Annotated in this window: 21 protein-coding genes and 1 pseudogene; 11 read left to right on the top strand and 11 right to left on the bottom strand. The window is 59.6% G+C overall.

Going from position 1 to position 18103, the window contains the following annotated elements; all coding sequences use genetic code 11:
* Nucleotides 1-13: 13 nt before the first annotated feature.
* Nucleotides 14-616 carry a flavin reductase family protein gene (locus tag FHX15_RS11585; protein ID WP_184396989.1) on the bottom strand — a complete coding sequence of 201 codons (603 nt, stop codon included), beginning with the start codon at nt 614-616 and terminating at the stop codon, nt 14-16.
* On the bottom strand, nt 616-1200 hold the full coding sequence (locus FHX15_RS11580; RefSeq protein ID WP_184396987.1) for a nitroreductase: 585 nt from the start codon (nt 1198-1200) through the stop codon (nt 616-618). The genes FHX15_RS11585 and FHX15_RS11580 overlap by 1 nt, the downstream gene beginning before the upstream one ends.
* 112 nt (nt 1201-1312) lie before the next feature.
* On the opposite strand from FHX15_RS11580, the gene FHX15_RS11575 reads away from it, so the two are divergent.
* Entirely contained in the window at nt 1313-2422 is a 1110-nt protein-coding gene (locus FHX15_RS11575) for a hypothetical protein (RefSeq protein WP_184396985.1), read from the top strand.
* 27 nt (nt 2423-2449) lie between these two features.
* Here FHX15_RS11575 and FHX15_RS11570 read toward each other — a convergent pair whose 3' ends face one another.
* The 6 genes from FHX15_RS11570 to FHX15_RS11545 all read right to left on the bottom strand — a co-directional run bounded on the left by FHX15_RS11570 (nt 2450) and on the right by FHX15_RS11545 (nt 6758).
* Complete coding sequence (locus FHX15_RS11570) at nt 2450-2644, bottom strand: hypothetical protein (RefSeq protein WP_184396983.1); 195 nt, start codon at nt 2642-2644, stop codon at nt 2450-2452.
* A gap of 184 nt (nt 2645-2828) precedes the next feature.
* Nucleotides 2829-4835 carry a threonine--tRNA ligase gene (gene thrS, locus FHX15_RS11565; protein ID WP_184396981.1) on the bottom strand — a complete coding sequence of 669 codons (2007 nt, stop codon included), beginning with the start codon at nt 4833-4835 and terminating at the stop codon, nt 2829-2831.
* A gap of 122 nt (nt 4836-4957) precedes the next feature.
* Entirely contained in the window at nt 4958-5485 is a 528-nt protein-coding gene (locus FHX15_RS11560; protein ID WP_184396979.1) for a DUF1697 domain-containing protein, read from the bottom strand.
* Complete coding sequence (locus FHX15_RS11555; protein WP_184396977.1) at nt 5482-5901, bottom strand: DUF2267 domain-containing protein; 420 nt, start codon at nt 5899-5901, stop codon at nt 5482-5484. The genes FHX15_RS11560 and FHX15_RS11555 overlap by 4 nt, the downstream gene beginning before the upstream one ends.
* A gap of 5 nt (nt 5902-5906) precedes the next feature.
* The gene (gene yidD / locus FHX15_RS11550) at nt 5907-6308 is read right to left on the bottom strand and encodes a membrane protein insertion efficiency factor YidD (protein WP_184396974.1); all 402 of its coding nucleotides are present in this window, start codon (nt 6306-6308) and stop codon (nt 5907-5909) included.
* A gap of 3 nt (nt 6309-6311) precedes the next feature.
* Nucleotides 6312-6758, bottom strand: a complete 447-nt coding sequence (locus tag FHX15_RS11545; RefSeq protein WP_184396972.1) for an iron-sulfur cluster assembly scaffold protein — start codon at nt 6756-6758, stop codon at nt 6312-6314.
* Between the two features lie 305 nt (nt 6759-7063).
* On the opposite strand from FHX15_RS11545, the gene folE reads away from it, so the two are divergent.
* From folE to FHX15_RS11530, 3 genes are all read left to right on the top strand, one after another.
* Complete coding sequence (folE, locus tag FHX15_RS11540; RefSeq protein ID WP_184396970.1) at nt 7064-7678, top strand: GTP cyclohydrolase I FolE; 615 nt, start codon at nt 7064-7066, stop codon at nt 7676-7678.
* Between the two features lie 27 nt (nt 7679-7705).
* Nucleotides 7706-8158 carry a phosphoribosyl-AMP cyclohydrolase gene (gene hisI / locus FHX15_RS11535; protein WP_184396967.1) on the top strand — a complete coding sequence of 151 codons (453 nt, stop codon included), beginning with the start codon at nt 7706-7708 and terminating at the stop codon, nt 8156-8158.
* 116 nt (nt 8159-8274) lie between these two features.
* Nucleotides 8275-9243, top strand: coding sequence for a patatin-like phospholipase family protein (locus FHX15_RS11530; RefSeq protein ID WP_184396965.1), 969 nt, complete (start codon nt 8275-8277; stop codon nt 9241-9243).
* A 21-nt stretch (nt 9244-9264) separates the two neighbouring features.
* Here FHX15_RS11530 and FHX15_RS11525 read toward each other — a convergent pair whose 3' ends face one another.
* Complete coding sequence (locus FHX15_RS11525) at nt 9265-9699, bottom strand: CBS domain-containing protein (protein WP_184396963.1); 435 nt, start codon at nt 9697-9699, stop codon at nt 9265-9267.
* A gap of 100 nt (nt 9700-9799) precedes the next feature.
* The gene (locus FHX15_RS11520; protein WP_184396961.1) at nt 9800-10585 is read right to left on the bottom strand and encodes a rhomboid family intramembrane serine protease; all 786 of its coding nucleotides are present in this window, start codon (nt 10583-10585) and stop codon (nt 9800-9802) included.
* 291 nt (nt 10586-10876) lie between these two features.
* Between FHX15_RS11520 and FHX15_RS11515 the strand changes: the two genes are divergently transcribed.
* From FHX15_RS11515 to FHX15_RS11485, 7 genes and pseudogenes are all read left to right on the top strand, one after another.
* Complete coding sequence (locus FHX15_RS11515; RefSeq protein WP_184396959.1) at nt 10877-11494, top strand: PAS domain-containing protein; 618 nt, start codon at nt 10877-10879, stop codon at nt 11492-11494.
* Between the two features lie 121 nt (nt 11495-11615).
* Complete coding sequence (locus tag FHX15_RS11510; RefSeq protein WP_184396957.1) at nt 11616-12227, top strand: PilZ domain-containing protein; 612 nt, start codon at nt 11616-11618, stop codon at nt 12225-12227.
* 315 nt (nt 12228-12542) lie between these two features.
* Nucleotides 12543-13501: pseudogene (gene pip, locus FHX15_RS11505) on the top strand (prolyl aminopeptidase).
* 383 nt (nt 13502-13884) lie between these two features.
* Nucleotides 13885-14493 carry a transglutaminase-like cysteine peptidase gene (locus FHX15_RS11500; protein ID WP_184396955.1) on the top strand — a complete coding sequence of 203 codons (609 nt, stop codon included), beginning with the start codon at nt 13885-13887 and terminating at the stop codon, nt 14491-14493.
* A 216-nt stretch (nt 14494-14709) separates the two neighbouring features.
* Complete coding sequence (locus tag FHX15_RS11495) at nt 14710-15456, top strand: hypothetical protein (protein WP_184396953.1); 747 nt, start codon at nt 14710-14712, stop codon at nt 15454-15456.
* A gap of 119 nt (nt 15457-15575) precedes the next feature.
* A complete protein-coding gene (locus tag FHX15_RS11490) occupies nt 15576-17153 on the top strand; it encodes an SPOR domain-containing protein (RefSeq protein WP_184396951.1) in 1578 nt (525 codons plus the stop codon).
* Nucleotides 17154-17265: 112 nt separating this feature from the next.
* A complete protein-coding gene (locus tag FHX15_RS11485; RefSeq protein ID WP_184397191.1) occupies nt 17266-17541 on the top strand; it encodes a hypothetical protein in 276 nt (91 codons plus the stop codon).
* 58 nt (nt 17542-17599) lie between these two features.
* On the opposite strand, the gene FHX15_RS11480 is transcribed toward FHX15_RS11485, so the two are convergent.
* Nucleotides 17600-18037: a DUF1489 family protein gene (locus FHX15_RS11480; RefSeq protein WP_184396949.1), complete on the bottom strand. Its 438-nt coding sequence runs from the start codon at nt 18035-18037 to the stop codon at nt 17600-17602.
* Nucleotides 18038-18103: the final 66 nt, after the last annotated feature.

Below are 18103 nucleotides of genomic sequence, written 5' to 3'. Positions count from 1 at the left end.
TGCGCGTCAGCCGTCAAACTCTCGGCCTGAACATTTCGAAGACGTCGCTGCCCTCGCAATAATCCATATAGCCCATGCGCGCGACCGGCTGCGCCAGCGCCGCATCGAACCGGCCATCTCTGATGATGGCTTCGTCGATATGGATGCCGACAACTTGGCCGAAGACGAAGACGTTTTCGGTCGCTTCGCCAGACAGTGTCTTCGGCTCGATGATCTCGGTCACCCTGCATTCTAGCACGGCAAGGGCCTCAGCCACATAGGGCGCGTCGATCAACTCCGCCTGCATTGGGGTCAATCCTGCAAATTCGAATTCGCTCACTCCATAAGGCAGGGCGGCCGAGGAAAGGTTCATCTTTTCCGCCAGATTACGGCTGATAAAATTGCAGGTGAAGACGCCGGTTTCTCTGGCGTTTCGCTGGCTGTGCTTATGCCCGCTCGACGAAAACATCACCAGCTTCGGCTTGTCGGCGACAGCATTGAAGAAAGAATAGGGCGCGAGATTGATCGATTCGTCTCTGCCCTTGCTGCCGATCCAGCCGATCGGGCGCGGCGCGACGATCGCCTTGAAGGGATCATGCGCCAGCCCGTGCCGGTTGGTATCCGTTGTATAGAACATCAGACTTCACCGCCGACCCAGGTAACAGTCTCGGTCAGTTCGGGACGCGGACGCTCGACAGCGGGGAACGTGGTCGAGCCGATATGGACAAAGCCGGCAACCCTCTCGCCCGGCTGAACGCCGAGCAGCGGATAAGCGCGCTCGTCATAAGCAAACCATTCCGTCAGCCAGTTGGCGACATAGCCATGCGCATTGGCAGCCAGGATGACGTTGAAGCACAGTGCCCCCGCCGACATGATCTGCTCCCATTCCGGGATCTTGAAATGTGGGCCGGCCTTGCTGACGATGCCGACGACGACAGGCGCGCGGGTAAAGCGCGTGCGTTCCACCTGGATCATTTCCTCGGAAAGGTCGGGCTTTGCTTCGAGCGCCAGCTTTAGCAGCTCTTCGCCGAGCCGCACGCGCTCTTCGCCGCGATAGACGATGAAGCGCCAGGGGGCGAGCTTGCCGTGATCGGGAACGCGCGAGGCAAGGCGCAGAATTTCCTCGATCTCGCTCTTTTCCGGGCCCGGTTCGCACATCTGAAACGCCGGTATGGAGCGGCGCACCGAGAGATAATCGATCAGCTTGATGTCGGATTTCATACGGGAGAAACTCTCATTTGTATGCAGAGGAAGCCAGAGGTCTTGAATTTGCCATGGCATTGGTCTTGAAGTGGACGCTGCGATTTCAGAAGTCAATCGGTTCACGAACAGGATGTTTGGCATTTTGCCTTTTGCACGAATCTGCCTTGCTGTTGCCCTCGTCATGCTGACGCCGTTTGGCGTTGCCGCCCAGGATGCTTTCAAGGGGTTCAAGCAGCTCGAATCGACACCGAAAATGCCGAAGCTCAATGCGTTCATCGCGCCGGGTGCGACGCAGGAAGGTGTACACCTGTGTGACGTTTCGCTGGAAGCGAAACTCACGGCCGATGGTGCGCCTGTCGACGACGGGCTTTCGTGGTATGTATTCAGCCCCGTTGCAGGAAGCGACGGCAAGCTGCCGCTGATCGCGAGCTCGCGGGGCGGCAGCGCAGCCTTCCAGCTCGCCGCAGGGGATTATTTCGTCAACGTTTCCTTCGGCCGCGCTGGCGTGACCAAGAAGCTGACGGTGCCGGATGAAGGCCAGGTCGACAAGCAGGTGATCGTGCTCGATGCCGGCGGCCTGTTGCTCAATGCCGTATCCGGTTCCGATGTCCGCATCCGCCCGGATCAGTTGAGCTTCTCGATCTATTCCTCGGAAGTTCGCGATGACGGTGAGCGCGGCCTTGTCATGGCCGACGTCCCGCCGAATACCGTGGTGCGCCTCAATGCCGGCACCTATCACATCGTTTCCGAATATGGCAACGTCAATGCCAGCATCCGCGCCGATATCCAGGTTGAGGCCGGCAAGCTGACCGAAGCAACGATCCAGCACAGGGCGGCGCAGATCAATTTCAAGCTGGTGTCGGAAACGGGCGGCGAAGCGATCGCCGATACCGCCTGGTCGATCCTGACGGCGGCAGGTGACAGCGTCGGTGAAAGTGTGAGCGCCTTCCCGACCATGATCCTGTCCGAAGGCGAATACACGGCGGTCGCCCGCAACAAGGACAAGATTTATCAGCGCGACTTCACGGTCACTGCCGGCGTCAACACCGATGTCGAAGTGCTGATGAAGGACCAGCAGGCCCAGCAGCCGATTGCCCCTGCCGCGACGGCATTGCCGTCGGGACAGACTGCGCCGGCACCCAAGGGCGTGCCCCAGCCGGGCGGACAGATACCGCCGCAGGCGCCTCTGCCGTCATATGAAGACCTTCAGGGCAGCGGCGACGGCGCCAGCCTCGATTGACGCCGCATCCGCAATACCAGGAAGTTCTTAGCCGGCGCGCTTGGTGGAGGCCTTCTTCGGCGCCATAGAGAAGACGGCCTCAAAGAGGCGAGCGAGCAGATCCTTACGATCGCTGCAGCTACCCAAATCTTCGAAGGACTGTACCCAGCCGACATGCGCTATGATCGTCGTGCCTGAAAGGCCACAAAGCTCGCGGATCGGCAGCGACAGGCGCAGCATCATCGAACCGGCGCTTCATGCGCGGATCCCGTTCGTTCGCGTAAGAAAGCTCTTTGAAGCGCCCTAGCATCCCTTTCGGGATTAAACCCGTCCCTGTTCTGTGGCGGCTATATTACTGTCGCATGTCAGATTTCTGACAGCGCCGGACAGATCAATGCCGGCGCTGCCACCGCCTGAAAGGCAATTTTCAGGCCGCCTTGGCCTTTTTTGCCTCGAGCTTGCGACGGATATCGGGTGGCGTTGCCTCCAGGGCAAGGCTTTCAATCGCCGAGTCGAGATGCATCGACACCTGTTCCTGGCTGCCGAGGCGACGGATATTGACCGTGCGCTCCTCTGCTTCCTTCCTGCCGCAGACGATGATGACGGGAACTTTCGTAACGGAATGTTCGCGGATCTTGTAGTTGATCTTCTCGTTACGGAAGTCGGTTTCGACATGAAGGCCCGCTTCGCGCAGCGCATCGGCCACTTCCTGGCCATAGCCGTCGGCTTCGGATGTGATCGTCGCGACGACGACCTGCAGCGGCGAAATCCACAGCGGCAGATGGCCGGCAAAGTTCTCGATCAGGATTCCGAGGAAACGTTCCATCGAGCCGCAGATGGCACGGTGGATCATGACTGGCTGCGTTTTTTCCGAGTTGCTGTCGATATAGAAGGCGCCGAAGCGCTCCGGCAGGTTGAAGTCGACCTGCGTCGTCCCGCACTGCCATTCGCGGCCGATCGCGTCCTTCAGCGTATATTCGAACTTCGGCCCATAGAAAGCGCCCTCGCCCGGCAGGATGCCGGTCTTGATGCGGCCTTCGGATTGCGCCTCAATCGTCTTCAAGACATCGGTCATGACGGCTTCCGCACGGTCCCATAGCGCATCGGTTCCGACACGCTTGTCCGGGCGGGTGGAGAGCTTCACGACGATCTCCTTGAAGCCGAAGTCCTCATAGACCGAGAGGATGAGATCATTGATCTTCAGGCATTCGGCGGCCATCTGCTCGTCGGTGCAGAAGATATGCGCATCGTCCTGCGTGAAGCCCCGCACGCGCATCAGACCGTGCAGTGCGCCGGAAGGCTCGTAACGATGCACCGTGCCGAACTCGGCAAGACGGATCGGCAGCTCGCGATAGGACTTCAGGCCATGCTTGAATATCTGCACGTGGCCGGGGCAGTTCATCGGCTTGAGCGCAAAGACGCGATTGTCAGCTTCCTTGTCTTCCGGATGCGTCATCGCATGCGCCGATTTCACGGCAAACATGTTTTCCTGGTACCATCCCCAGTGACCCGAGGTTTCCCAGAGCGCGGTGTCGAGCACCTGCGGCGCGTTGACTTCCTGATAGTCGGCAGCCAGGCGACGCCGCATATAGGCGACGAGCGTCTGAAAGATGCGCCAGCCCTTGCCATGCCAGAACACGACGCCCGGACCTTCTTCCTGAAAGTGGAACAGGTCCATTTCGCGGCCGAGCTTGCGGTGATCGCGCTTTTCGGCCTCCGCCAGCATGTGCAGGTAATTGTCGAGGTCGGCCTGGTCAGCCCATGCCGTGCCGTAGATGCGTGACAGCATGGCGTTGTTGCTATCGCCGCGCCAGTAAGCACCGGCAACCTTCATCAGCTTGAACGCCGTGCCGATCTGGCCGGTGGAGGCCATGTGCGGGCCACGGCAGAGGTCGAACCATTCGCCCTGATTGTATATCTTCAGATCCTGCCCTTCGGGAATCGCGTCCACGAGCTCGACTTTGTAGTTTTCGCCCTTGGCGGCAAAAACTTTCTTGGCCTTCTCGCGCGACCAGATCTGTTTGGTGAAGGGCGCATTGCGGGCAATGATCTCCTTCATCTTCTTTTCGATCTTGGGCAGATCGTCGGGCGTAAAAGGCTCGTTCTTGGCGAAATCGTAATAGAAGCCGTTCTCGATGACGGGGCCGATCGTTACTTGCGTGCCGGGCCAGATTTCCTGCACGGCTTCAGCCATCACGTGCGCAGCGTCATGCCTAATCAGCTCCAGCGCGCGCGGGTCCTTGCGGGTGATGATCTCGATCTTGCCATCCGTGACGGCATCGGAGAGGTCGCGTACGGTGCCGTCGATCGCAATGGCGACGGCACTCTTGGCCAGCGACTTGGAGATGGATTCGGCGACATCCTTGCCGGTCGCGCCGCTTTCGAAGCTGCGCACCGAACCATCGGGAAATGTCAGGGAAACGGATTGGGACATTGAAATTCTCCTTGTCCAGTCCCGCCAACGAATGCGGGTGGTTGAAACGGAAGCGCCGTCCGACTGCGGACGCGCTGCCGCCTGATACTGATATTTGCTCTCTGAGTAAAGGAAAAGCCTGCCTATACGACCATCTCAAAAAGGCCGCGCACGGTGTTCCAGTTGCGCAGCGTGCCAACGCCCATGCGCTTGGTCGTCAGCGCCGAAAGCAATTTCGACTGGCTTGGCTTGCCGTGGAAATCGATCCAGAGATCGCAGCCGACCAATTCCATCCGCTGCCCCTCGGAAAGAAGCGGCTTCAACGCCTCCACCTTTTGCGGATCGATCGGCAGCCGGCTGACGCGCACGATCACCTGATCACCCTTGCCGTCCTTGAACGGATTGGCGCTGCAAAGCGCCATCCAGGTGCATTCGCTGCGCACGATGATGTCGACATGTTTGCCGAATTTTTCCTCAAAGGCCTTCTCAAGTCGTTCCTCGACTTCATGCGGTCGCACCTCGTCCGCCTCGAAGACCAGATTGCCGGTCGAGACAAGCGTGCGCGGGTCGCGATAGCCGAGTTCTTCCGCAAGCTTTCGCAGATCCTCCATGATCACGCGACGCTCGGACGTCAGAACAATACTGTGCAGAAGTGCGATAAAGGTGCTCATGGCTGCCAGAACTCCTCCGCTCCCGCCGGCAGCGTCTTCAGCATGCGATCCAATGCTGCCGCATCGACATGCCTGCGTACCGCCCCTGTCACATCGCGTATCGCAGTGTCTGGGGAAAAATTGTGGTCGCCGCGCAGTGACTGCACTTCACGCGTCATTATTTCGCGGTCCTCGAAAGGATGCCTCGTCTCATCAGGATTCCAGTCGGCGACGAAGATTGCACGCAGCACGGGAGGCAATATATTGGCAAACCGCAAGGCATCGGCGGTTTCTAGCCGGCGCCGGAAGGTCTGGAAGACACCCTGCGTCATCGTATAGACGACGTTCCGGCTTTCGATCAGCGTATGTCCTCTGACATCGTCGAGATAATGCTCGAAATCTTCGGAGGCCCGCCTGTATTCGCCGGGTATCGTCATGGCACCTACCCCGCTTTCCGCCCGAGTGCGAAATAGCGCCAGGGCGTGAACCAGCGGAAGCGCATTTCCAAACGTTCAGGTACCGGGTCCAGTCCGCTTGTACCGCCGGGGCCGCATCGGCCGACACGGAAGAGTGTCATCCAACCGCCGGCCCAGAGCCCGTGGCGGGCGATAGCCTCATAGCCATATTCGGAACAAGTCGGGATATGGCGGCAGGAATTGCCGATGAAACCGGAAAGCGTCAGTTGATAGAGACGGATCAGCCCCATGCCGAAAAGGCGGTCCGGCGTCTTGCGAAACGGGCCGGTATAATTGCGGGAGAATTTCTGCGGCCGCGCCGGACGAGGCTTGGGGGCGGCGGCTCCCCCCTCGTCTTCCTCTTCACGCAGCAGGCAGAATTCGCACATAGCTCACGCCTCGACGGCTTCCGCACGGTTAGCCTCTATCTGGCCGATGGCATCGACGACAGCGTCGAAGGTCAGCATCGTGGAGGCATGACGCGCCTTGTAATCACGCACGGGGAGAAGATAGCGCATATCCGCAAACCGTCCATCCGGCCCCTCGCCATCCGCCTTCAGCATCGCGAGCATGTCCTCGCGCGCCTTGCGCACTTCCTCGGCAGTTGCGCCGACGACATGGCGGGCCATGATCGAGGAGGAAGCCTGGCCGAGCGCGCAGGCCTTCACGTCATGGGAAAAGGCGCTGATCGTATCGCCGTCCATTTTCAACCAGATGCGCACTTTCGAGCCACAGAGTCGGGAATATGCCTGGGCGCTCGCATGCGCGTCTTCAAGCGTTCCAGTCAGAGGAATATTGCCGGCAAATTCGAGGATTTTGCTGTTATAGATATCATCCATGACGGATTTGACTCCAAAAACGTCTGAAGAGACGCTAATTGCTATGTGATTGTCGTGTAAACAAAAAACACACAGTCTCACGACAGAATACTTACATAGCTGGGTCGTCTTCCTATATGTATGTCGTTCGAGGGCCATCCAAATGCAATGGTCTCGAACAAGTTTGATTGGGAAACCGTGCCGGAAGGGTTCGAGAAACGAGCTCGGAAAGCCCCGGAACCTGCCAAAGGTGCAAGAATTCCCGCTTGGGGTACCAGTGGCTAGTCCGACTACGGTCCGCGTTGCGGGCCAGGAGACCATTGAATATGGACGCCATCGTTAAGAATTTTCCGCAGACCACCCGTGAATCCGATCGCCCCTCCCAGCAGGAGGCAGAGGACGCAGTTCGCGTCCTGCTGCGCTGGGCTGGCGACGATCCGACGCGCGAAGGCCTGTTGGATACGCCTGCCCGTGTCGCCAAGGCTTATCGTGAGCTCTTCGCCGGTTACGAGATGAGCCCGGAAGACGTGCTCGGCCGCACCTTCGAAGAGGTGGCCGGCTATGACGACATGGTGTTGGTGAAGGACATCCCCTTCTTTTCTCACTGCGAACACCACATGGTGCCGATCATCGGCAAGGCGCATGTCGCCTATATGCCTGACGGTCGGGTTCTCGGCCTCTCCAAGATCGCCCGCGTCGTCGAAATCTATGGTCGTCGCCTGCAGACGCAGGAGACGATGACCTCGCAGATCGCCAAGGCGATCGACGAAACGCTACGTCCACGCGGTGTTGCCGTTTTGATAGAGGCCGAACATATGTGCATGGCCATGCGCGGCGTTCAGAAGCAGGGCTCGACCACATTGACGACAACCTTTACAGGGACGTTCAAGACTGAACCGGCCGACCAGGTCCGATTCATGACAATGGTAAGGGGCCGCTGATATCGGCTCCCTCCCAGGAGGGCCGCGATGAGTGCACTGATTTTCAATCAGCCTTCGGACGATAAATCCGAGTTGGAGGACGCCGGCGATTTCACGCCGCGCTTCGATGATCGCGGCCTGATCACGGCCATCGTTACTGATGCCGGTGACGGAGAACTCCTGATGGTCGCCCATATGAATGCGCACGCCCTGGCGCTCACCATTCAGACCGGCGTCGCCCATTATTTCAGCCGCTCGCGCGGCAAGATCTGGAAGAAGGGCGAAACCTCGGGCAATCTTCAGACTGTCAAGGAAATCCGCACGGATTGCGATCAGGACGCCATCTGGCTCAAGGTCGAGGTCGCCGGCCACGACGCGACCTGTCATACCGGCCGCCGCTCCTGCTTCTACCGCACCGTCACGCTCGAAGATGGAAAGCCAATGCTGACGATCATCGATGACGATCTGCATTTCGACCCCAAAGACGTCTACGGGAAATAGCCCAAATCCCGGCCGCCTGCCCCTTATTGCGACACAAGCCGCCTCTATATAGAGTTTGGTAAGGGTTGAGAGCGGCTAATAGGGATCCAAGTGTTCTGCCGGGAGGGAGGAACGCCATGCTGGGCTGGAATATGCATCGTCAAAGCGCCGAAGGCGGGAGTTCCGGCACGGCAGCGCTTCAGGATACGACAGTTCCCCCCGCTCCATCCCTATCGGAAAACAAAGCAAAGCTGGCATTGGCGCTCGGCGGCGGTGCCGCGCGCGGCTGGGCGCATATCGGCGTGCTGCGCGCGCTCGATGAGGCCAAAATCGAAATCGGCATGATTGCCGGCACCTCGATCGGTGCCCTCGTCGGCGGCTGCTATCTGGCCGGCAAGTTGGAAGAGCTGGAAGATTTCGCCCGTTCGCTCACCATGCGCCGCATCGCGAGCCTTCTCGATCTGACGATCGGCGGCTCCGGGCTCTTCGGCGGCATGCGGCTGACCAAGCGCATGCAGGAGCATCTGGAAGGCTTGACGATCGAGGACCTCGACCGTCCCTTCGTTGCGGTCGCAGCCGAGGTCAATACCGGTCACGAAGTCTGGATCGCCAACGGCTCGCTGATCACGGCCATCCGCGCCTCCTATGCCCTGCCCGGCATTTTCGAGCCGGTCCGCAGCAATAACCGCACGCTGGTCGATGGTGCGCTGGTCAATCCCGTGCCGGTTTCCGTCTGCCGCAGCTACGAGCAGCCGCTCGTCGTCGCCGTCAACCTCAACTACGATCTCTACGGACGCTCCGCCGTCGTTCGCCACAATGCCAGCCTCTCGCCTGCCGAAGTGCAGCAGCAGAAGAATGCGCCTTACGCTGCAAGGCTCGGCATGACCGGCGTCATGGTGCAGGCTTTCAACATCATTCAGGATCGTATTGCCCGCGCCCGCCTTGCCGGCGATCCGCCTGATATTTCGCTGCAGCCGCGCCTGTCGGACATCGGCCTGTCCGAATTCCATCGTGCGGGGGAAGCCATCGAACGTGGCTATGAGGAAGCCCGGGCAAGGCTGCCCGAGCTGCAGCGTATGCAGGAACTCTACGCCAGACACCCCTGACGCAGAGCCCTATTTTCCAGATCAGCTCGCAATATAAGCCTTGATCTCTTCTGCCTCGCGCTCGACCTCGGCGATGCGCGACTTCACGACGTCGCCGATCGAGATGATGCCGGCAAGCTTGCCGTTGGCTTCGACCGGGACGTGGCGGAAACGTTTTGTCGTCATCAGCTCCATGAGCTCGTTGACCGAGGTCTGTTCGTTGCAGCGGAGAACCTTCGAGGTCATGACGGAAGAGAGCGTCTGGTCGAGCCCGTCCTTGCCGGCCTTTGCGATGACATGTACGAGATCGCGCTCGGTGAACATACCGGAAATCTTGTTTTCCATCCCGACGACGACGATCGCGCCAATCTTCTTCTTGCTGAGAATCTGAGCCGCTTCTAAGACCGTGGTGTTCGGCCCGGTGGTGACGACGTCACGCCCTTTCAGATCGAGTATTGCTTTGACGGAACTGGCCATTCGAACCTCCTATGGCGAAAGTGAAACACTTGTCGGAAACACAGGCTCCGCGGCGGTCTCTCCTCCCATCGCGGAATAGGTCAATGGTGCACTCGTTGGGTCAGGATTGCAACTCGTCGTCGGGGAAAGACGCTTCGAATTGATCCTCCAGCGGCTTTCGGTCGAAGAGCGGAAAAAGGAAGAAGCCGAAGACGAAGCCGCCGATATGAGCATCCCAGGCGATCTCCTGGCTGCCGTCGCCGACGAGCGGGATTCCGACCGCAATCAGCGCGTTGCCGGCCAGCCAGAGCAGCATGAAGATGACCACCGTGCGGCTCTGTATCGCCTGCAGGACAGATAGCCGCGGATTGAGGTGCGCGGGGCCGAAGATCTGTCGCCCGGAGGGAAATGCAAAGCGGCAGGCCGCGCCCATCAGGCCTGAAACCACCCCCGATGCGCCGATGAGCAGCCCCTCGCTTCCCCAGTTCAGCGCCGCATGCAATGCCGCCGAAGCGGTAGAGGAAAGGATCCAGAAGATGATGAAGCGGGAGGTGCCGATGCGGCGTACGACGGGCGCGCCGAAGGCCATCAGCCAGAGGCCGTTGAAGACGATGTGTTCGATGCTTCCGTGCAGCAGCGAGTAGGTGACGGGCGTCCAGTAGAGCTGCGGCCCCTGCTCCGCGAGCGAGACGGCATAGCGCAGCGGAATGAACCCGAAATTGAACAGGAACCAGGAAAGCCCGTCGGGAGATAGCAGCGACTGTCCGGCGTAGGTCAGGACCAACAGCAGGAGCGTGGCAAGCAGCGCCGGCGGAAGATTGAAGACCGGCTGGCGCGGCGGCCGGGCCGGGGGTTCGGGCTGCGTAGGCTGAAATGCCTGATCAGGCCCGGACATCTTTTCGTTCATGCTCTTCTCGCCTCGTTGGAGGCCTCAGCCATACAGGAGCGGCCTTCAAAAAAAAAGCCGTCCGGATTTGGCCGGACGGCTTGCCTGGGTTCCCCGAGGTTGCCCCCTTCCCTGGCAGTTGCGTGCAAAACATCACTGGTCGAAGTGATGGCGGAACGGTCTCATGGCGGCGGTCCGCACTCAAGCAGAACCCTTTCTTAACCTTAACTCACCTGATTTGGCATGAAATCCGCAAGGTAAGAGGAGAAGGGGCGAAAACCGCCCGCCAATGAACCGAAATGAGACAGTGTCATGCGCCTCCGGACCACGATCGACATATTCGACTACTGGAATGCCCTGCGCGGCGAGCAGGACGCGCCGTTGAAATCGCAGATCGAGCCCGGCGCGATCCGTCACCTTCTGTCGAGTCTCTTCATTTTGGAGACCGAGGCAGACCGGCATATCCGCTTCCGTCTTGCCGGAACGAAGATCTGCGATCTCTTCGGTCGCGATCTGGGCGGCGAGCGTTTCGCCGCTCTGTGGGCCAAGGGTCAGCATCAGGATATCGAAAGAACGGCGGCTGGCGTCATGGATCACGCCATCCCAACGCTTTTCAATGCAACCGGCTACAGCACCGCCGGCCATCATGCGGCCTTCGAGATCATCATGATGCCGTTGCGTTCGCCCGAAGGCGGCTGTAGCCGCCTGCTCGGCGCCATTACGCCTGCCGTTGCTGCAACCTGGCTTGAGATCGTGCCGCTGGAGCTTCTCGCCCTCGACCGCAGTCGCCTGCTGAACGAGACGTTCGGTCGCACGATGCCTATTGAGCCCCGTCGTCCCGTCGCGGTCGCTACCGAACAACACTCGACCTTCGGTCGGACGATGCTGCGTGCCATGTCGCATTTTCTGAATGGGGCAACCGCTCGCTGACTGTGCCATTTCGGCTCGCCGACGTAGTGCTTTGGGGTTACACGGCGGTTGTTTCTACAACCTTCTATTAATGGATTGCGGGTAAGGATTGAGTCTAGCGATTTCATGAAGAAGCCCTTTGATGCACTCGTTCCAGCCCGCTCAGACGCACCGACCTGCGCCGCGCCCTGAACAGGGAATATTCCAGCGCGTGCCTATTAATATGCAGGGCCGTCTGATGCTCGCAAATTACGAGGAATTCGAGTGCATGGTGATCGATATGTCGCCCGGCGACATGTACGTCACCTGCTCCGGCCGCCCGCGCGCCAATGAACGCGTCGTCGCCTATATCGACCATCTCGGCCGCGTCGAAGGCCATGTACAGACGGTCGATATGCGCGGTTTCACCATGTCGATCAACGCCACCGAGCGCAAGCGCGAGAAGCTCGCGGCCCAGCTCACCTGGCTTGCCAACAAGCACGAGCTCGGCCTGCCCGAGGATCGCCGCCATGATCGCCTGACCCCGCGCGAGACCAGGACTGACCTCACTCTCGATGACGGCACCCGCTACACCTGCCGCATCATGGACCTTTCGCTCTCGGGCGCTGCTATCGATTGCGAAGTGCGTCCGCCGCTCGGCACGCCCGTTCGTCTCGGTAACATGCGCGGTCGCGTCGTTCGCCACTTCTCGGAAGGTGTTGCGATCGAGTTTCTGTCAGTCCAGTCGCGCGAAACACTGCGCGAATTCCTTTAGATCCTTCCCGACCAGAGCGCCACCCGCCCATCTGGACACCAAAGCTTTCTTGCTTTTCCAATCGACGCATGGTCGGAAAGCAGCGATTTCTGACGATGCTGCGGCGCTGCTAGGATGCCTATGTTGCACAGGCATTTCCGACACCCTCTGAAAAATGCCGGTTTCAATCCCATAACCGGCTGATATTTTCGCGTATAAGAGGAATAATTCTCAAATCCAATGCATCCTGTGTGGCAGATGCCGTGCGATCGCACTTCCTTCATCTATCCGTAACAGACCTGAAGAATATAGCACGCCCTCGATGAAAGCACGGTCATGTCAGTCCTGTTTCCTGAAATCGAACCTTACGAACATGGCCTGCTCGATACCGGCGATGGTAACCTCGTCTACTGGGAAGCCTGCGGCAATCCGGCGGGCAAACCGGCACTCGTTCTGCATGGCGGACCAGGGTCCGGCTGCTCCGCCGCAGCGCGCAGCTATTTCGACCCATCCGCCTATCGTATCATCCTCTTCGACCAGCGAAATTGCGGACGCAGCCTGCCAAATGCCGCTGACGTCGCGGCCGACCTCTCCCGCAACACGACCGCCCATCTCATTGAGGACATAAGGAGGCTGCGCAGCCTCCTTGGCGTGGAAAAGTGGATCATCTTCGGAAATTCCTGGGCTCGACGCTGGCGCTTGCCTACGCGCAATCCCACCCTGATCATGTAGGCTGTATCGTCATTGCAGGCGTCACCACGACACGGCGTTCCGAGATCGATTGGCTGTATCGAGGCATGGCGCCGCTCTTTCCCGAGGAATGGTACCATTTCGGCGAAGCGTTACCACCAGAACTCCGCGAGCTTGACCGGGTGAACGCCTATCATCAGCTGCTCAACGATCCCGACGAGCAGGTACGGCTGAAGGCGGCGCGCGACTGGCATGAATGGGAGGCGGCCACTATTCTGCTTGCCGATCCTGCCGGCCTGCCGCGGCGCTGGTCCGATCCGCGTTATCTCCTGACTCGTGCCCGCATCGCCACCCATTATTTCCGTGAGGGCGCGTGGTTGGAAGATGGCATCCTCTTAAAGAACGCCGGTCGCCTCGCCGGCATCCCGGGAATCCTCATCCATGGACGTTGGGACATGGAGGCGCCGCTTGTCACCGCGTGGGAACTTGCGCGCGTATGGCCGGGAGTGGAGCTCGTGGTGCTACCGAAGGCGGCTCATTCGACCGCAAACGCCGACATTGCCGCGGCGATCGTCGCAGCGACGAACAGATTTCGCGATCTCTGACGAAATTATTTTTTCGGCCGCAAATTCGAAGATGAGCTGGAATCGGTTTCCAGAACAGCGATCCCGTCCTTGTATGAGCTTCAGCCGGCTTTGCGCCAGCTGCCATTTCCGCCGCCGATCATCGTGGAAATTTGCTCGGCTTGTCGGAGATCGTTAACGGCCCGTGCGTTTTCCGGGCATTTCGGGGCAGAAAGCCTTTTTCCTATTCCTTCAATTTTAATCGAATTTGAGCCGAATGCATCTTTAATTTTAGGCGTATTCGAGCTTCATTTGAATCAAGTTCGTTGCGCATTTGAATAAACTAAGCCATTAATTTAATTGCGTAATTTTGCGTGAGATAAAAACGTCCGTGCCATTGTCGTCCTCATAACGGGGAGACGATAATGTCAATTCGAAACCTTCTGAGAGGCGGGCTTCTGGCCCTTGGCATGACAATGGCAATGGTGGGCGCAGGACAGGCAGCATCACCCGCCAGCATGACGCTTGCAGGCAATGCGAGCCCGCCGATCGGGCACTATGAATTCTGCCAGGCCAATCCGAGCGAATGCGCCTATGCCGGCGGCGACGCCGGTCCGGCGATCCTGACGGAGGATCGCTGGAAGGAAATTCTCAAGATCAACTACACCGTCAATTCGACGATCCAGCCGATGACCGATATGGAAATCTACGGTGTCGAAGAGCGCTGGGCTTATCCGAAGACGGCCGGTGACTGTGAGGATTTCGCCCTTCTGAAGCGCAAGATGCTGATCGATGCCGGCTTCTCTCCATCAGATACGCTGATGACTGTCGTGCTGCAGCCGAATGGCGAAGGCCATGCCGTGCTGACGGTCCGCACCGATCACGGTGACTTCATTCTCGACAATATGCGCAACAAAGTGCTGCTGTGGTCGGATACCGAATACACCTACCTGAAGCGCCAGTCCGCCGACGATCCGGCCCGCTGGACGAAGCTGCAGGACGGCCGCGCCGTCGCTGTCGGTAGCGTCAAGTAACAGGCATACCGGCCCCGGTCAGTCCCCGCATCCCCGTCCCGACCGGTGCTCAGAGCCGTTCCCGCTGTCCCGGGGACGGCTCGCTTCTTTTGTGGCACGTACGTTTAGTTGAGTTAACGGCCCGTTAACCCCTCCATCCCATCCTTCCCTAGAGATTCATCACCGGCACCGACGACTCGCGTTATTCTTACGGCGGCCCGCTATCCGAGGACGACGATGAGCCATTCCGCTGTGGGCCATCCTGACGAGCAGCCCCTTCTTTCGACCCGCTTCCTCATCCGTGCCACTGCGACGATTGCGGTCCTTGCCCTGTTGACGATTGCGATCAGCATCGCCGGCCGCTGGTTCGGTCGGCATATCTCGCTTGCCGGCAATACGGAAAACATAGCCACGATCACGTTGACCATCGGCCGCGATACGGTCGGCCTGCCCGCCAACACGATTCGCTTCCCCAGCGAACGGCATGACGGCGCGGCCGAGCGTGTCGATCTCTACCTCACTTGGCCGGAAATGCAGGGTTACGGCAAAGACACCCGTCAGCGTTTCGACGATATTGCTCAATCGGCTGGCTTGATTTTCCTGCAGATCACGCAGGGCACGATGTCGCGCGATATGTCGGGGCGGCTGGAGCCGATCTACTCGCATCTGATGGATGGCGCGCCGGAACCCTTTGCGCATGGCTTGACGCTGCATCGTTTGCGTGCCGATGCAGGCTATAACGGCGAGGCTCTGCTGACCGCGCCGCGTCAAGGTGCGGCCGATTATGTTGTGCGCTGCGTCCTGCCCTCTTCGGCGGAAATGGCGAGCAGCGGAGATTGCCAGCGCGATATCAAAGTGGGCAAAGATTTAAGTGTGCTCTACCGGTTCTCAAGCCGTCATTTGGTTGACTGGGACCATATTGATGCCGCGATCACGACCTTTGTGGAAACCCGGCTCGTGAGCCAGTCTGCGACATCTAGCTAAAATCCCGCCCAATGTCTGAAGAAAAGATTCATCATAAACGGATTGGTAACGCCGAACCTGTAGTTTTTCAGGTCAGCCGGTTGCGCGACAGGGGGTGCGTAGCCCGTCGAATATCCGAAATGCAAGCGAAGAGTGGAATAGTGTCAAGGTCAATTTCCTCCGTATCATCGCCGCGGTCTGCCAGTTTCCTCGCAAAGGTGCTGACGATCCTCTCGATGGCTATCGCGATCGTCGCGGTCGACTCGGTCAGTGCCGAAGCGGAAGCTGCAAATCCTAAATATGCCGGCATTGTCGTCGATGCGCGGACGGGAAATGTTCTCTACAGCGAGAATGCCGACCGTCTTCAATATCCGGCATCGCTGACGAAGATGATGACGCTCTATATGACCTTCGAAGCCCTTGAGCAGGGTCGCATTCGTCTCGACACGCCCGTGCCTTTCTCCGCACGCGCTGCTGCCCAGGCGCCGACCAAGCTCGGTGTGCGCGCAGGCGGCACGATCACCGTCGAGCAAGGCATTCTTGGTCTCGTCACGCTGTCTGCCAATGATGCCGCGACCGCGCTCGGCGAACTGCTTGGCGGCTCCGAAGATCGCTTCGCCCAGATGATGACCGCCAAGGCTCATGCGCTCGGCATGACGCGCACCACCTATCGCAATGCCAACGGGCTGCCGAACACCGCGCAGATGACGACGGCGCGCGATCAGGCCCGTCTCGGCATCGCCCTTCGTCAACATTTCCCGCAATATTACGGTTATTTCAATACACGCGCCTTCAAGTTCGGCAACCGCGTGATCCGCAGCCATAACCGTCTCGTCGGCTCCGTTCGCGGCGTCGACGGCATCAAGACCGGTTATACCCGCGCGGCTGGCTTCAATCTGGTGAGTTCCCTGCAGGTCGACGGCAAGTCGATCGTTGGCGTGGTTCTCGGTGGTGCCTCCACCCCTGCCCGCGACGCGCAGATGCGTCGGCTGCTTGCCGACTATCTGCCAAAGGCCTCCACCAGCGGCGGTACCTACGTTGCCCAGTCGAAGCCGATGCCTGAGATGATCGAAACGCCTGCACCGGTCTCTCCTGCCAAGATCGCCCAGGTGGCGGAAAAGAAGACGGTCGCAGTCGATCAGTCGCCGGTCGCGGCCGCGGCCGCGGCCGATGTCGGCTTGCCGCACAAAGGCCCGCTTCCCGACAGCCGCTATCAGGCTGCCGGCACCGAGGTTGCCTATGCGGAAACCGCAGCACCCAAGACCAATAATCCTCTCCTTGCGCAGCCGATGCCGTCCCCGACCAAGGTCAAGACCGTCGCGATCAAGCAGCAGGAACAGGCTTCTATTCAGAAGCCGGCATCTGCCTACGTGCCGCCGGAACAGGGTGACACCTCGGTTGACGAGTTGACCACGGCTTCCACCAAGCCGGCTCCTGCCAAGGATGTTGCCGCCAGAGAAGTGCCGCAGCCGTCTGGCTGGGTTGTTCAGATCGGTGTGTCTTCCAGCCGTGAAGCGGCGATGGATCTTCTTCAGGACGCCAAGGCCAAGGGCGGCAAGGCACTGAATTCCGCCAAGCCTTTCGCTGTCGCTTTTGCCAATGGCGGCGACCAGGTCTACCGCGCCCGCTTCGGCGGATTCGATGACCAGCGTGATGCTGTCAACGCCTGCAAGGCCCTTAAGAAGGCCGGCGTCAAGTGCTGGGCTGCTGCCCAATGAGATATCCGGCGCTGCCTATGACTGATTTGGCGGCGCTCCTGCCTGTCGGCTGCGGTGTTCGCGCCGCCGACAGTCGATCCTAGTTCGATCTGTATTGCGTACGAGGAAGATGATGTCGATCAATGAGAATATTCCAAATGCGCCTGCGGGGCGCCGGACGGTCAACAAGGGCCGCTCCGGCTTGCATCCGCTGCATGAGGCAGCGCTGCGTCTTGCCGAAATCGGCCTGCAGCGCCCCAAGGCGAAGTCGCCGAAGACCCGTGATCTCATCAATCTGTTGCTGTGCCACGGCGCGCGCGCGTGGCGTTACTCGCAGCCGGAAGCGCATATCCATCTGCACATTACCTCGCCTGAAGGCCATTCGCCGGTCGTGCTCCGCCTGCGTTGATGCAGGTCAGGCGGAGCGCATGGGCAAGCTGCGTTCGTAAACGCGCAAAACCAAGCAATCAGAGTAGGCCAAGTTCCGACAGCTCGCGGCGAAGATCTGCGGGCAATTCCGCAATGCCGGCACCGAAACTGTCGAGATCGCGCGGCACGTCGTCATCTGGATAATAACGCCAGCCCTGGAAGGCGCGTTTCGGCTGAACCGCTGTTTCGATCACTTCCGGCCCGAGCACTAGGTGGCAGCGCCCGATGCCCTCTCCGTCCGTGAATGTCTGGATATCGAGAATCTTCTGCCGGGCCTGCACCTGCCCCTTGATCACCCAATAGAGCGAACCGCCGTCGAGCAACTCTTCCACGCGCTTCGGCACCATGCGTGTCGTGTGGACGGAATGCGGCTCCTGTCCGGCAGCAATGGCCCGCAGCGAACGCTCGGCCACCCATTCGCGCAGGTCTTCGATCGAGTCGCAGCCGACGCAGAGTTTGATCAGATTCAATGCCATGCTGCCGTTGAAATCCTTTTGACCGGCAGCGTCAAGCGACTAAAGCATGTCGCGCAAAAGTGTGCA

The sequence above is a fragment of the Rhizobium sp. BK650 genome (genome assembly GCF_014195325.1).
Classification (GTDB): Bacteria; Pseudomonadota; Alphaproteobacteria; order Rhizobiales; family Rhizobiaceae; genus Rhizobium.
The sequence above is the reverse complement of the archived record's forward strand: the minus strand, read 5'-3'. Positions and strand labels throughout refer to the sequence as shown.

Bases quoted from the DNA above. Each gene is read 5' to 3' on its own strand.
- FHX15_RS11585 (WP_184396989.1), bottom strand. From the start codon at position 616: ATGTTCTATACAACGGATACCAACCGGCACGGGCTGGCGCATGATCCC.
- FHX15_RS11580 (WP_184396987.1), bottom strand. From the start codon at position 1,200: ATGAAATCCGACATCAAGCTGATCGATTATCTCTCGGTGCGCCGCTCC.
- FHX15_RS11575 (WP_184396985.1), top strand. From the start codon at position 1,313: ATGTTTGGCATTTTGCCTTTTGCACGAATCTGCCTTGCTGTTGCCCTC.
- FHX15_RS11570 (WP_184396983.1), bottom strand. From the start codon at position 2,644: ATGATGCTGCGCCTGTCGCTGCCGATCCGCGAGCTTTGTGGCCTTTCA.
- thrS (WP_184396981.1), bottom strand. From the start codon at position 4,835: ATGTCCCAATCCGTTTCCCTGACATTTCCCGATGGTTCGGTGCGCAGC.
- FHX15_RS11560 (WP_184396979.1), bottom strand. From the start codon at position 5,485: ATGAGCACCTTTATCGCACTTCTGCACAGTATTGTTCTGACGTCCGAG.
- FHX15_RS11555 (WP_184396977.1), bottom strand. From the start codon at position 5,901: ATGACGATACCCGGCGAATACAGGCGGGCCTCCGAAGATTTCGAGCAT.
- yidD (WP_184396974.1), bottom strand. From the start codon at position 6,308: ATGTGCGAATTCTGCCTGCTGCGTGAAGAGGAAGACGAGGGGGGAGCC.
- FHX15_RS11545 (WP_184396972.1), bottom strand. From the start codon at position 6,758: ATGGATGATATCTATAACAGCAAAATCCTCGAATTTGCCGGCAATATT.
- folE (WP_184396970.1), top strand. From the start codon at position 7,064: ATGGACGCCATCGTTAAGAATTTTCCGCAGACCACCCGTGAATCCGAT.
- hisI (WP_184396967.1), top strand. From the start codon at position 7,706: ATGAGTGCACTGATTTTCAATCAGCCTTCGGACGATAAATCCGAGTTG.
- FHX15_RS11530 (WP_184396965.1), top strand. From the start codon at position 8,275: ATGCTGGGCTGGAATATGCATCGTCAAAGCGCCGAAGGCGGGAGTTCC.
- FHX15_RS11525 (WP_184396963.1), bottom strand. From the start codon at position 9,699: ATGGCCAGTTCCGTCAAAGCAATACTCGATCTGAAAGGGCGTGACGTC.
- FHX15_RS11520 (WP_184396961.1), bottom strand. From the start codon at position 10,585: ATGAACGAAAAGATGTCCGGGCCTGATCAGGCATTTCAGCCTACGCAG.
- FHX15_RS11515 (WP_184396959.1), top strand. From the start codon at position 10,877: ATGCGCCTCCGGACCACGATCGACATATTCGACTACTGGAATGCCCTG.
- FHX15_RS11510 (WP_184396957.1), top strand. From the start codon at position 11,616: ATGCACTCGTTCCAGCCCGCTCAGACGCACCGACCTGCGCCGCGCCCT.
- FHX15_RS11500 (WP_184396955.1), top strand. From the start codon at position 13,885: ATGTCAATTCGAAACCTTCTGAGAGGCGGGCTTCTGGCCCTTGGCATG.
- FHX15_RS11495 (WP_184396953.1), top strand. From the start codon at position 14,710: ATGAGCCATTCCGCTGTGGGCCATCCTGACGAGCAGCCCCTTCTTTCG.
- FHX15_RS11490 (WP_184396951.1), top strand. From the start codon at position 15,576: ATGCAAGCGAAGAGTGGAATAGTGTCAAGGTCAATTTCCTCCGTATCA.
- FHX15_RS11485 (WP_184397191.1), top strand. From the start codon at position 17,266: ATGTCGATCAATGAGAATATTCCAAATGCGCCTGCGGGGCGCCGGACG.
- FHX15_RS11480 (WP_184396949.1), bottom strand. From the start codon at position 18,037: ATGGCATTGAATCTGATCAAACTCTGCGTCGGCTGCGACTCGATCGAA.